9 protein-coding genes and 1 pseudogene are annotated in these 12,325 nt (G+C 74.8%); 3 read left to right on the forward strand and 7 right to left on the reverse strand.

What is annotated here, in order from left to right:
* Positions 1 to 18: 18 nt before the first annotated feature.
* Positions 19 to 702, forward strand: a complete 684-nt coding sequence (locus BLW63_RS18015) for a maleylpyruvate isomerase family mycothiol-dependent enzyme (RefSeq protein WP_091159565.1) — start codon at positions 19 to 21, stop codon at positions 700 to 702.
* Positions 703 to 711: 9 nt separating this feature from the next.
* A pseudogene (locus BLW63_RS18025) lies at positions 712 to 1,621 on the forward strand (IS481 family transposase); the annotation flags it as partial.
* Positions 1,622 to 1,685: 64 nt separating this feature from the next.
* On the opposite strand, the gene BLW63_RS18030 reads toward BLW63_RS18025, so the two are convergent.
* The 5 genes from BLW63_RS18030 to BLW63_RS18050 form a co-directional block, all read right to left on the reverse strand.
* Positions 1,686 to 2,450 carry a type 1 periplasmic-binding domain-containing protein gene (locus tag BLW63_RS18030; RefSeq protein ID WP_091159305.1) on the reverse strand — a complete coding sequence of 255 codons (765 nt, stop codon included), beginning with the start codon at positions 2,448 to 2,450 and terminating at the stop codon, positions 1,686 to 1,688.
* 371 nt (positions 2,451 to 2,821) lie between these two features.
* A complete protein-coding gene (locus BLW63_RS18035; RefSeq protein WP_091159307.1) occupies positions 2,822 to 3,298 on the reverse strand; it encodes a nitroreductase/quinone reductase family protein in 477 nt (158 codons plus the stop codon).
* A gap of 1,271 nt (positions 3,299 to 4,569) precedes the next feature.
* On the reverse strand, positions 4,570 to 6,573 hold the full coding sequence (locus tag BLW63_RS18040) for a S41 family peptidase (protein ID WP_091159310.1): 2,004 nt from the start codon (positions 6,571 to 6,573) through the stop codon (positions 4,570 to 4,572).
* A 267-nt stretch (positions 6,574 to 6,840) separates the two neighbouring features.
* A complete protein-coding gene (locus BLW63_RS18045; protein ID WP_091159312.1) occupies positions 6,841 to 7,305 on the reverse strand; it encodes an STAS domain-containing protein in 465 nt (154 codons plus the stop codon).
* Positions 7,306 to 7,380: 75 nt separating this feature from the next.
* Entirely contained in the window at positions 7,381 to 7,752 is a 372-nt protein-coding gene (locus BLW63_RS18050; RefSeq protein WP_211517159.1) for a TraR/DksA family transcriptional regulator, read from the reverse strand.
* Positions 7,753 to 8,299: 547 nt separating this feature from the next.
* Between BLW63_RS18050 and BLW63_RS18055 the strand changes: the two genes are divergently transcribed.
* Positions 8,300 to 8,611, forward strand: a complete 312-nt coding sequence (locus BLW63_RS18055) for a trimeric intracellular cation channel family protein (RefSeq protein WP_091159315.1) — start codon at positions 8,300 to 8,302, stop codon at positions 8,609 to 8,611.
* 176 nt (positions 8,612 to 8,787) lie between these two features.
* On the opposite strand, the gene BLW63_RS18060 is transcribed toward BLW63_RS18055, so the two are convergent.
* Together BLW63_RS18060 and BLW63_RS18065 are read right to left on the reverse strand one after the other, a co-directional pair.
* Positions 8,788 to 9,738, reverse strand: coding sequence for an aldo/keto reductase (locus BLW63_RS18060; protein WP_091159317.1), 951 nt, complete (start codon positions 9,736 to 9,738; stop codon positions 8,788 to 8,790).
* Between the two features lie 19 nt (positions 9,739 to 9,757).
* On the reverse strand, positions 9,758 to 12,223 hold the full coding sequence (locus tag BLW63_RS18065; protein ID WP_091159320.1) for a beta-glucosidase family protein: 2,466 nt from the start codon (positions 12,221 to 12,223) through the stop codon (positions 9,758 to 9,760).
* Positions 12,224 to 12,325: the final 102 nt, after the last annotated feature.

Consider the following 12,325-nt stretch of genomic DNA (forward strand, 5'->3'; position numbering starts at 1 on the left):
CACCGTAGCGTGGAGTTCATGGGCCTCGACTCAGCACCGGACACCGAGGCGGTCTACCGAATCGCGACGGCCAACCGGCTGTTGGCGGCCGACATGTTCGCGGACCTCACTCCGGAGCAGTGGCGCACACCGAGCCTCTGCGCCGGGTGGACCATCCGCGAAGTCGCAGCCCACCTCCTCGAGCCTCTCGAGACCCAGGTCGGCACGCTCAAGCTGCTGGCCTACCTGGTGCGCTATCGCGGCTCGCTGGACCGCATGGTGGACGACACGGCCCGCAGGGTCGCGGCCCGACCCACCGACGAGCTCGTCAGCGGCCTGCGCGAGCGCGCCTCGACACGACTGGCACCACCGGTGGTCGGGCCGCTGGGTCCGATGACCGACACCTGCATCCACCTCCGTGACGCCGCCCGCCCTCTGGGTCTCGACGTCTGTCCGCCCCCGGCGAGCTGGCGTCCGGCCCTGGACTTCCTCGTCTCCACGCCAGCCAGCCGGGGGTTCATCCCCCGCGACCGACTCGTCGGCCTGCGCCTCGTCGCCACCGACCAGGACTGGCAGCACGGAGCGGGAGCCGAGATCCTGGGCAGCAGCGAGGCCGTCGCCATGGCGGTCTCCGGTCGCCCAGCCGCCCTCGACGACCTCACCGGCGCAGGTACCGATGTACTCCGCGCCCGAGTGGCGCCGTCCTCACCCGCCGAGTCGTAGGCCTGACCGATCACCGGCGGCGCCGGTCCCGCCGCTCTGACCCCACGCCACCGACTGAAGCTCGGCCGCGCGGTGGTCGAGCAGGGCTGGACGATCAGCTACGCCGCGGCGGTGTTCCACGTCTCCTGGCCCACGGCGGACAAGTGGGCCCAGCCGTACCGGAGCGGCGGGCCGGCGGCGATGGCCGACCGCAGCTCACGGCCGCACTCCGACCCCCCGGCACACACCCCGGCCGGTGGTCCGCAAGATCGTGCACCTGCGCTGGAAGAAGCGGCTGGGGCCGGTGGCCATCGCCGGCCGGCTCGGCCTGGCGCCCTCGACGGTGCACGCGGTGCTGGTCTGCTGCCGGCTCAACCGGCTCTCCCACGTCGACCGGGCCACCGGTGAGCCGATCCGCCGCTACGAGCACGACACCCCCGGGCTCGCTGCCGCACGTCGACGTGAGGAAGCTGGGCAACACCCCGACGGCGGCGGCTGGCGCTACGTCGGCCGCGCGCAGGGCAAGCGCAACCGCGCCGATACCGCCGACGTCGGCTGCAACGCCCGCCGCAACCCCGTGCTGGGCACGGCGTTCGTGCACACCGTGCTCGACGACCACAGCCGGGTCGCCTACGCCGAGATCCACGACGACGAGACCGCCACCACCGCCGCCGGCGTGCTGCGCCGGGCGGTGGCCCGGTTCGCCGCCCGCGGCGTCATCGTGCAGCGGGTGCTGAGGGACAACGGCTCGGCCTACCGCTCCCACGCCTGGCGCGACACCTGCGCCGAGCTGGGCATCAGGCCCGAGCGGACCCGACCCTACCGGCCGCAGACCAACGGGAAGATCGAACGCTTCCACCGCACCCTGGCCGACGGCTGGCCCTTCGCCCGCGTTTTCGGCGGCGAGTCAGCCCGCCGGAAGGCACTGCCGGCCTGGCTGAGGGGGTCCGGATCCCGATCAGTGACTCGGGCCGGGCGCGAGTGACGCCAGTTGACGTGCCGCCTCAGATTTCGGGACGGTCCTGCTGGACCTCACGTGCGGGGAGTTCCTCGACGGTCACGGGCGCGGGTGTGGCGGACCCGAAGACCCTCGTCGCGGCCGTGATCGTGCCCTTGAGGACGTGTTGCATGTAGTTCGCGGCGGCCATGGGACCCAGCCCGAAGGGCAGCAGCCCGGCCAGCAGCGGCGGTCCGACCGCCAGCGCCCATGCCCGGAGGATCTCCGACTGCGAGGCGGCGATCTCCTGCCGCTCCTCCGCCGTCAGGGCCGCCAGAGCGTCGTACGCAGCGGCCTGCTTCAGCAGCGACGCGTGGGCTCCCAGGATCGCGTCCGGACGGATCCGCCCGGTCTTGTCGAGCTTGACCGCGCCGTCGGTGAGGACCAGGAGGACGGCGATGCGGGTCAGTTCAGGGTCGGTGAGGTCTCTGTCGTGGAGCAGTCCGACCTTGATCGCCGCACTCACCGCCTCCTTCAGGACCTCCCTCAACGCGACCGGGAGCGCGGCGGCCGAGATCGCCGTCCCGTAACCCGGGAGGATCGACGGCAGGGAGTAGGAGACCGCTCGCGCCGCCCTGATCCGGTTTCCGCGCGTCACCTCACCGACCAGGTTCTCCGCTGGGACCAGCGGCTTGCCCGCACGGACCTTGTCGACGACCTTCTGGGCCTCCTCCAGGGAGGGTTGGAGCGTCCGGTTGATCAGCGCCATCGCACGCTCGACGGTCGACTCGATGTCGAACTCCGGCTTGGGGAAGGTGAAACCGCTGGTCATGTCGGTCTCCTGTTCGTAGGCGACCCCCGGAGGATGCCAGCGGGCCGCTCCCGAAGGGAGACGACTGCGTCCGACCCGTGGACCGGGTCCCCGACTGCTACGAGGCCTCCCCCGCGACGCTCCTGGCCGACCGCGGTAGCGGCTGCTCCGACGGCTCGGCGCACCATCCCGTGATCGTCCAGGATGTCGCGCACCGCCGAGGAGGACCGCTCGGTGAGCTCAGCGACGGACCGGCGGCGTACTGCGCGAGCTCGAACCCCTCGACTCGGGTCTGGACGCTGGGCTGCGGTCGGAACATCCCCGTACCCGGCGAAACTCGGTAGCCCCGAGCTACAGGTCTCCCCCCACCGGGCAGTGGCCGCCGACCAGGGTCACGGCTGCAGATCGATCAGCACCAGTGGTCCGGTTACGCGCGGCGTCGACCGCGGCCAGCGTGTCGTGTAGGCCTGCCGGGCCGATTCCCATTGCGGATCGCTGGACTCGACCACGCGCGCCGTGCCGTCGCGCAGTCGGCCGGCCAGGCGCACGGTCACCGGCTGGGGGATGCGGAAGTTGCGCCACCACGTGGCGCGCTCCCAGTGCTGGGGCCTGACCACGAGTTGCTCCCCAGCCTGCGCGTACTGCACCGGCAACGCGTACTCCCGGCGGCTACGACGCCCGATGTAGCGCAGCTCGATCGCCGCGGCGCTCAGCAGTCGATGCGCGCGCGATCGCAACACGGCGAGCACGATGGCGTTGCCCTGCGGCAGCTTGGTGCGCCTGCCCGCGCGGCGCCGCCACCGCCGGCGCACGCGGTCGACAGCGGTGATCGCCGCCCGCGTCCTGGGAGTCTTCGGCGTGCTGATCATGCTGTCCTCCCCAGCATCTGTCTGACCTCGACCTTGGCCTTCTCCGCGATCGGCGTGTTCCGCCGGGATCAGCGAGCCCCCGCTGCGCGGGACAGGTGCTGCAGCGCCGGACAGCACCGCCCCTGGGACGACGCGGATCTCGAAATGCCGCCCGGGGTGTCGCATGGGCCGGGCAGCAGGCCGACGAACGCGGCCGGCCTTCCGGCCGGCACCGCAGGGCCTTCGCGGATCCGGCGCCATGGCCTACCGACCTGTCGTGGACCAGCCGAGAAGACCGCACCTTCCGAGGGCGTGCGGCTCTCGACCGTGGGCGGGATCGACGCCTGTGCTTCCCCGCTGTCCGCACCCGTCGCACGGGAGGAGCGCCGAGCTTCCTGGTCTGATACACGTCCTCGGCGTTCGAGGCTCAGGTCTGTGACAAGGGCTCTCCGAATCTGCCGCGTGTTGACGGCGGTCCTCGCCCGGAGTCGTGGCGTCAGCGCGCCAGATCCTCGAGCGCCCCGACGGTGCGTGTCACGAGCGCCTACGTAGGGTTCTGGCGCTGCCGCTCGGCGCTGCGCTCGTGGTTGCCCTGCGGGCACTCGAAGCGCTCGCGCGACGACGCGTCGCTCGGGCCCACGGCTGGTCATCGCTCCGCCGATCGCCGGACAGCTCGCGCAGCATCCGCTGTGCGAGCTCGGGGAAGTCACCCGGGTCAGGTCGGTTGGTCGCCATTCGTTCCCCCCGCTCACGTCGAGCGTGTCGCGGGACCGAAGGGTGGCCTCGGCGACGACGCGACCGACGTACGCGGCCATGACCGGTGCCGGCAGTCGACCGATGACCGGGACCAACGAACCACCACCGCCAGCCGACGGCTGCCAATCCCGACCGACGCCGTGCGCAGCCGCTGATCCGTGTGTTCATCGCTGACCAGCCGCGGCCGCCCCCCCGAGATCGACTCGCAGGGTCATCGGTTCGAGTCCCATCGGAGGAGCAGATGGGAGCCGCGGACCAGCGTGTCTGCCGGTCGGGGGCCGTCGTCGTCAGCCAGCCGGACAGGTACCGCTGAGCACGTGCCGGTGATCCGGTCGGAGGTTGCCGTGGGCCGAGGACGACGGCGCGCGGCCGCTCTCGGGGTCACGACGTCGAGGGCGGACCGCTGCCTCTCGGCCTGTGGCGCCGCGCTGCCCCGCGCGCGGCGCCCCCCTCCGACGACGACGAGGCGAGTGCTCCCACCGGTCGGACGTCGGGGAACCGGGCCGGAGCGTCGGCGGAGGGGAGCGACGGACCGGTCAGGTCTGCTGGGTGCGCGCGGCGACGAGCTCTCCGCCGGCGTATCCCTCCACGCGCACGGTGTCGGCGCCGGCCACCCCGGTCACGGTGACGCTCGAGGCGCCGTCCGCCACGTCGGTGCTGGCCCGCGGTCGGCCGTCGACGTACACGTCGAGCCGCTCGATGCCCGCCGTCGTCACCTGCAGGGTGAGCGTGCCGCCGCCGTCGAGTGAGGACGTCAGCCGCAGGGTGCGCTTCGGCATCTGCTTCAGCAGCGCTCCGGCCGCGTCGAGGAGGTCGACGTTGTCCTCGAGCACGTCGCGGCGGGTCAGTTCGTGCCGGTGGTCCGGCACGATCCCGAGGTCCTCGAGCGGGGTGCCGGCCAGCTCCCCGACGCGGAGCGTGCGCCGGATGGAGACCCGCATCGCGGCACCGTTGGGCAGCGTCTTGTACGGGGTCTCCGGGTTGGCCTGCGGCCGCTCGAGCAGCTGCTTGAGCAGGCTGTGCGTCCACACGTTGGCACCGCCCGCTCCGGTGTTGTCGTCCACGCCGAGCACCGGACCGATCCCGTGGTCCTGGAAGCCGGCGGCGAAGATGTCGGTCGCCGAGTAACAGCGTGCGTCGGTGACGAGCACTACCGGGCCGGAGTAGCGCTGGCCTCTGCGGTTGGCGCCGTCGACCGGGGTGATTGGGAAGGCCGACGAGAAGGCCGACCCGGTCTCCACCGCCTGCTCCATCGACCGGAACCAGGCTCCCAGGTCGATGCCGCTCGGGTTGTCCTTGTGCTGGCGCACGACGGCCAGGTTGAGGGGGGTGCAGATGAACTGCACCGGCTCCGGGGTGATCCGGCGCGGCGTCAGCGTCTGCAGGGCGAACTCGCTGGCGTGGATGTGGCCGCCGCCGTTGCCGCGCACATCGAGGATGAGTCCCTCCTGCGGCAGCAGCTCGGTCAGGCGCACGAACTCGTCGACGAAGGCGTCGGGGTCGTCCACGTTGAAGGTGCGGATGCGCAGGTGGCCGTACGTGCCGGACGCGGTCACGACGCTGCGTGCGCGGAACACCAGCGGCATGGTCGTCGTCAGCTCGGCCCCGGCGGCGGCGGGCGTCGTCTCGACCTCGGCCTGGACGTCGGAGAGCTGCTGCTCCACGGCTCGCGGCGCGAACAGCAGCGCACGTGCGCGGCCGACGTCGTCCGCGAACAGGTCCAGCCCCATGGAGGCCGCGGCGGTGGTCGGCGCGTCGGCGTCGGCCATGGGCGGGACGTTGGGGCCGACCAGCCAGGGCTGGCGCAGCTCGTGGCGCACCCCGCCGGCGTCCAGGTAGCTGATGGTCACCCACTCCTCGTCCGGGGGCAGGTGCAGCCGCAGTGGCCGGAGGGTCAGGGCGTCGGTGCCGCGAGCCAGGCGGGCGGCCCGGTTGCTGCCGGCGAACCGGTCGCCGCTGACGGCCACGGCCAAGGCGATCGGCACCCCGTTCCAGTGGGTGACCTCGACACCACGGGTGAACGGTGGGTTGCTCACGCCCTCGGCCATGTGGCTGACGATGTACTTCTCCGCCCCGCCCTCCACACAGCGCTCCACCTGGAACGGCAGGTAGGCGACCATCCCGTTGAACGGGGTCGGCAGCACGTAGTTGGTGTGCAGGTCGCGCACCGAGTGGAAGATGCTCGACATCTCCCGGTGGAACTCCCGCTCCGGCGCCATCGTCGCATCGGTCTGCTGTCCGAGGCGGGCCCGCAGCAGCCGCAGCCGCTGCACCGGGTTGACCGCGTGCATGGCCGCTTTCAGGGGCAGGTGCACGTAGTTGCCCTCGAGCAGGATCAGTGCCTGCTGGACGATCGTCATGCGCTGGGCGTGGCTGAGGGTGCCGGCCGAGGTGACGAACTCCTGCAGCGGCACCGAGTCCGCGATCGGCGCCCCCGCGCTGCCGACCTGCACGGTCAGGTCGGCAGGCAGGGACTCGTCGGTGACGTCGTCCAGCGGACGACGGGGCGCCAGTACCTCGACGCGGGTGCTCGTGGTCATCGTTCGTGGCTCCTCACGTGGCATGTCGGCCGGAGGTCGGACGGCCGTTCGTGAGCAGGGGACCAAGGGGCCCGTCACCGGTACGTCACCGGTACGTCAACGGGCGCCCTCACCTGAGGCGGCAGACGTGCGCCGCGGCGACGTCACCGTGCACCAGCCGACCGGTGCCGACCGTGCTCGCCGCCGTGGCTGCGTGGGTCCGGCACCCGGCCGACGTCGCCGGCGGGACCGGCCGTCGGTGCGACGGGCTGCGACGGGTCGTGCTGCTCACCGGCACACCCGTTGGGAGCGCCGGACCGGCGCACGCCGCGGCCGGGGCCGCGGTCGCGCGGCCGGCCGCGGCTGTCCGCCCTGAGGTCCCGACTCGGGCGGATCGGTCGCGACGAGGCCGGCGAACCCGGTGAGTCGCAGCAGGCGCAGCACGCGCCGGGACCCGCCGGTGCGGACCACCAGCTCCGCACCGCGCGCCAGGCACCGCTGGTGCGCCCGCGCCAGCACGGCGACGCCGGCAGCGCCGAGGAAGGTCACCCCGCTCAGGTCGACGACGAGCACGCGCAGGCCGCGCTGCCGGGCCTGGGACTGCAGGCAGACCTCCAGCGCCGGGGCGGTGTAGGCATCGACCTCGCCGGTGACCTCGACGACCACGGACGTGGGGCGGGGGCCGGGCACGGCGACGACCGACAGCAAGTCACGGGGACCGGGGTCGGTCGGGGGAGCGGGCGTCTGCGGCACGGGCGACTCCTCGCGGGATGGTCACCCGTCGGCGCCGGGGGCGGGGGAGGGCGCCGACGGGTGGGTGCGGGCGGCTCAGCGCTCCTGCTGGCAGGACACGCAGCCGGCCGCGAACGGCCGGAACTCCAGCCGCTCGGCAGGGATGGCGCCGCCGCAGTACACGCAGGCGCCGTAGGTCCCGGCGGCGATGCGCGCCAGCGCCGCGTCGATCTCCTCGATCGTGCGCAGCAGTCCGGCCGCGCGGCGCTGCGCGACCGGGTCCGGCACGGAGGTGGCCGTCTCGGCCAGGGCGAGCTCGCGCTGCCGGACGCAGTCGGCCCGCTGGGTCTCGAGCAGCACCCGGGAGGGCGCGCGGTCCGGGGACGCGGTGGGGGGATCGGGGCTGAGGGTGGTCGTGGTGTCCTCCTGGGACGACGAGGACGCGTCCCGCCGGAGCGGGACGCGCACGGACGGGGCCGGCGACCCGGAGCGGGTCGGGGACCCGCCGGTGGCGCCCGGTCCTGACTGCGTCGCAGCACGTCCAGGCCGCGCAGCCCGCGGGCCCGCAGGCTCGTCGCCAGGGCCAGGAGTCCGCCGCCGGTGACCGGGGACGGGTGCTGCGCCGAGGACCCGGCCGGGCCGGAGGTCGGCAGGGCCTGCGGATCCACCCGGGTCACCTCTCCTCCTCGTCGCGGTCGGTGCGGAACGGGCGCGACGTCGGCCGGCCGGAGCGGGTGGCACCGGCGCACCGACGCCGGCGCCGCGGCGCCCCGTGACCGCACCGGCAGGGCCGGGCAGCCACCGGCCGAGGCCCGTCGGCCTCGCACCGGGACCCACCCTGCCCTCCGACGACCGGTCCGGACACGCCGGTTCCCGGTCAACTCGGGCCGGGGCAGGTTGCCGACGACCGGCAAGGGGCGGCGGTGCGGAGCCCGTCGATCCCGTGCAGAGGGGACCTGCCCGGTCGGCCGGGCCGCGGAGCGCCCGCCGTCCCCCGCGCTGGTGGAACCGCGGCGTGACGACCGAGGACTCGGTGCTGCTGGCCCTGGACCTCGTCGGCACGTTCGCCTTCGCCCACAACGGCGCCCTGACCGCGTTGCGCGTGGCCCGGCTCGACATCGTCGGCGTCGTCACGTTGGGCATGATCACGGCGCTGGGCGGCGGGATCATCCGGGACGCCCTGCTCGACGTCCACGGCCCCGCGACCGCGGTCGGTGCGGCGGCGCTGTGCTTCCTGATCCGCATGGTCGGCGTCCGCTACGACCTGGGTGCACCGATGCCCCGACGAGCCCCCGACACGGGGCCCGGCGACGCCGGGTCGCGCTGACCGGCGGTCGCTACGCCGACGAACCAGCAGGTGTACGGCACACCCAGCGTGGTGGGGATGACGCCGGAGTCCTCGCTGGCCGACTGCCGGCCGGACGGCCCGGCCCGCGCCCCGGGCGGCCGGCAGCCCGACCGGCGCGGCGGCCACCCGGCAGACCACTCCTCGTCGTCCCGGCCTCACTGCCAGGGCAGCCGGCCGCGGGCGCCCCAGTAGTCCCCGGGGTGCTGCGGCTCGACCAGCCCGCCGAGGTCGAGGCCGGCGACCCGGGTGCCGGCCGCGTTGCTGGTCAGCTGCGCCACGGTCACCGCGCCGCTGAGCACGACGTCGCACCACGGCCGGGCGAGCGCCGCCCCCAGCGCCACGGCGTCGACCCCGACGCCGTGCTCCCGCGCGGCCGCGGCGAGCGGGCTGCCGGCCGGCTGGCCGTGCCCGGTGAGGCGCCCGTTGGCGACGGCCTCCTTGACGACGACGCGCAGTCCGGCGTCGTGCGCCTCGGCCAGCGCGCCGGCCGCGGACGTCTCGAGCAGGTTCCAGGTCGACTGCACGCTGGAGAACAGCCGCACGCCGTCGACGGTGAGCGCCAGGCCCCGGCGGACGGCGGCGGCCTGCTCCGGCCCGGACGTCGAGAAGCCGATCTCGGTGCCCGCCGCCCGGACCTCAGCCAGCCGGCGCAGCAGCGGGCGGTCCGCCCACAGCGGGCTGTCGAGCGTCAGCGAGTGCACCTGGGAGAGCCGCAGCCAGGGGCCGAGCAGCTCGGTGGTCTCCCGGTGCTGGCGCTCGAACGCCGCCGCGGTGTGCTCCTTGACCTCGTGCCGGTCGGCGTCGGTGCGCCAGCCGCCCGTGTACCGGTAGCCCCACTTGCTGGCGACGAACGGCACCCGCTCGCGACCGCGCAGCCAGGACGCGAGGAACTCCTCCGCGCGCCCGTAGGAGCGGGCGGCGTCCACGTAGCCGATGCCCAGGGCCGCCGCGGCGTCGAGCAGCGCGAAGGCGCGGGCGGCCAGCGCTGCGGGGGAGCGGTCGGCGGGCAGGTCGCGGTCCCGGCCGAGGGTGATGTAGCCCGGCCGCCCGATCGCCGCGAGGCCCAGCCCCAGCACGGCGGACGGGCGGCTCCCGGTCCCGGTCATCGTCGTCCTCCCTGCCCGGTCAGCCCGGCACCTGGACGTCGAGCTGCAGCGGCAGGACGCCGGACGACGGTCCCACGTGCAGCCGGAAGACCCCCGCCTCGGTGGCCCAGCGGGAGCCGGTCTCGTCCCAGTGCCGGTAGGTGCGCCCGGGCAGGTCGACGGTCACCGCCACCTCCCCGCCGGGGTCGGCCTCGGCCGCCGCGAAGCCGGCCAGCCAGCGGACCGGCCGCTCGAGGGCGCTGTCCGGGCGGCTCGCGTAGACCTGCACCACCTCGCGTCCCCGCCGGCCGCCGGTGTTGCGCAGCCGCACGGTGACCGACGTGGCGTCGCCCTCGGCGGAGAGGTACTCCCACGTGGTGTAGCCGAGGCCGGAGCCGAACCGGAACCGCGGCTCCCGGCCGTCGCGGTCGTAGGCGCGGTGGCCGACGAGCAGGCCCTCGTCGTAGCGCAGCGTCCCGTCCACCGGGAGCGGGGAGGGCAGCCCCTCCTCGGTGGCCGGCCAGGTGACCGGCAACCGGCCCCCGGGCTCGGCGGCCCCGAGCAGCACGTCGGCGAGCGCGTTACCGCACTCCTGACCGGGGAACCAGGTCAGCAGCACCGCCGGCACCTCCTCCGCCCACGGCAGGAGCGCCGGGGCGCCGGAGTTCACGACCACCACCGTGCGCGGGTTGGCCGCCACCACCCGGCGGACCAACTCGTCCTGCCGGCCGGGCAGCGCGAGCGAGCTGCGGTCGAATCCCTCGCTCTCCACCTCCTCGGTGGTCCCCACGACGACGACGGCCACGTCGGCGTCCCGGGCCAGCGCCACGGCCTGCTTGAGCTCGGCGGCGTCGTCGGCCTCGCGCGCGAGGTTCAGCTGGCAGGTCACCGACTCCACGTCCGTGCCCTCGACGCCTCCGGCGGGTACCGGCACGTGGCGGACGACGACCTCGACCTCCTCGCCGGCCCGTAGCTCCAGCGCCACGGACTCCTGCGGGGGCCGCATCATGCCCTCGACGGGGTCCGCGCCCGGTGGCAGGCCGATCCGGGTGTCCAGGCGGACCTGTCCGCCGACCGTGACCCGGAACGAGCCGACGCCGGACACGCCGATCCGGTGGGCGCCGCCCTCGACGGCCCGCACGCGGGTGTACAGCTCGACCGCCTGCACCCGGTCCATCGGCACGCCCGGGCCGTAGGAGCCCAGCCAGGTGAAGGCCGCCGCCTCGCGCTCGTCGGTGCCGAGCACGGCGCCCTCCGCGTCGCGGAACCGCACCGCCACGCCGCGCCCGCCGTCGGGGCGGCGCAGCAGGTCGAGGTCCGCCGGCGGCAGGCGGTGCGTGCTGCGGCCGCCGCGGGCGTGCCCCACCTCGACGTCCGGCCCGAGGGCGGCGCGCAGCCCGGCCAGCGGGGAGACGGTGTACGGCGGGAAGACCGTCGCGCTGCCGCCGCCGAGGGTGCGGGCCTCGACCGCATTGGGCCCGAGGACCGCGACCCGCCGCAACCGGCTCCGCTCGAGCGGCAGCAGCGGGTCCGCCCCGGCGGCGACCGGCTCGTTGCGGGCCAGCACGAAGCCCGCAGCGGCGGTGGCCCGCAGCTCCGCGCCGACCTCCGCCGCGGACCAGGGGGCGGCGTCCCGGCCGGGGACCCCCTCCAGGGCGCCGACCCGTCCGGCGAGCCGCAGCACGCGGAGCACCTTGTCGTCGACGGCCGGCCCCGGTACCTCCCCGGAGCGCACCGCAGCGACGAGGGCGTCCCCCCAGGGGCCGCGCGGGCCGGGCATCACCAGGTCGAGCAACCCGTCCCCGGCCGCGGCGAGCGACCGGGCGGCGTACCAGTCCGACACCACCACCCCGTCGAAGCCCCAGTCGCCCTTGAGGACGTCGCGCTGCAGGGGGCTCTCGGTCATCGTCGTCCCGTTGACGCCGTTGTAGGCGGCCATGACCGCCCAGGCGCCGCCCTCGCGCACGATGGCCTCGAACGGCGCCAGGTACACCTCGCGCAGCACGCGCTCGCCCACCCGGACGTCGGCGGAGAAGCGCTCGCTCTCCTGGTCGTTGGCGACCAGGTGCTTGACGGTGGCCCCGACGCCCTCCTCCTGCAGCCCACGCACGTAGGCGACGCCGATCCGGGCGGTGAGCAGCGGGTCCTCGCTGAAGCACTCGAAGTGCCGCCCGCCGTAGGGGGTGCGGTGCAGGTTGACCGTCGGCGCGAGCAGCACGTCGACACCCCGGCGGCGGGCCTCCGCGGCCAGCAGCCGGCCCAGGCGCTCGACGCGGTCGACGTCCCAGGTCGCGGCCAGGGCCGTGGGGGAGGGGACGTTCGCGGCGGTGTCGCGTTCGTCCCAGCGCTCGCCGCGGACGCCGGCCGGCCCGTCGGAGACCACCAGACGGCGCAGCCCGACGGCCGGCTCGGGATGCAGCGACCAGGCGTCCGCCCCGGTGAGCAGGCGCACCTCCCGCTCGAGGTCCAGCCGGTCGAGCCGCTCGCGCAGGTCGTCGTCGTCCACGGGGCGTTCCGTCCTCGGCGGTGGAGGGGCAGCGGGCGGGCTGCGGCGCGGCCACCGCAAGGTCTAGTTCGGTCCGGCGGGCGCGGTCAACCGGAGTGCCGT

Origin of the sequence: Geodermatophilus africanus (genome assembly GCF_900107105.1) — a bacterium.
In the GTDB taxonomy this organism is placed as follows: Bacteria; Actinomycetota; Actinomycetes; order Mycobacteriales; family Geodermatophilaceae; genus Geodermatophilus; species Geodermatophilus africanus.

What these genes read in the sequence shown, in the direction of transcription:
- BLW63_RS18040 (WP_091159310.1), bottom strand. Translation starts at nt 6,573, where the DNA reads ATGACCACGAGCACCCGCGTCGAGGTACTGGCGCCCCGTCGTCCGCTG.
- BLW63_RS18035 (WP_091159307.1), bottom strand. Translation starts at nt 3,298, where the DNA reads ATGATCAGCACGCCGAAGACTCCCAGGACGCGGGCGGCGATCACCGCT.
- BLW63_RS18060 (WP_091159317.1), bottom strand. Translation starts at nt 9,738, where the DNA reads ATGACCGGGACCGGGAGCCGCCCGTCCGCCGTGCTGGGGCTGGGCCTC.
- BLW63_RS18015 (WP_091159565.1), top strand. Translation starts at nt 19, where the DNA reads ATGGGCCTCGACTCAGCACCGGACACCGAGGCGGTCTACCGAATCGCG.
- BLW63_RS18030 (WP_091159305.1), bottom strand. Translation starts at nt 2,450, where the DNA reads ATGACCAGCGGTTTCACCTTCCCCAAGCCGGAGTTCGACATCGAGTCG.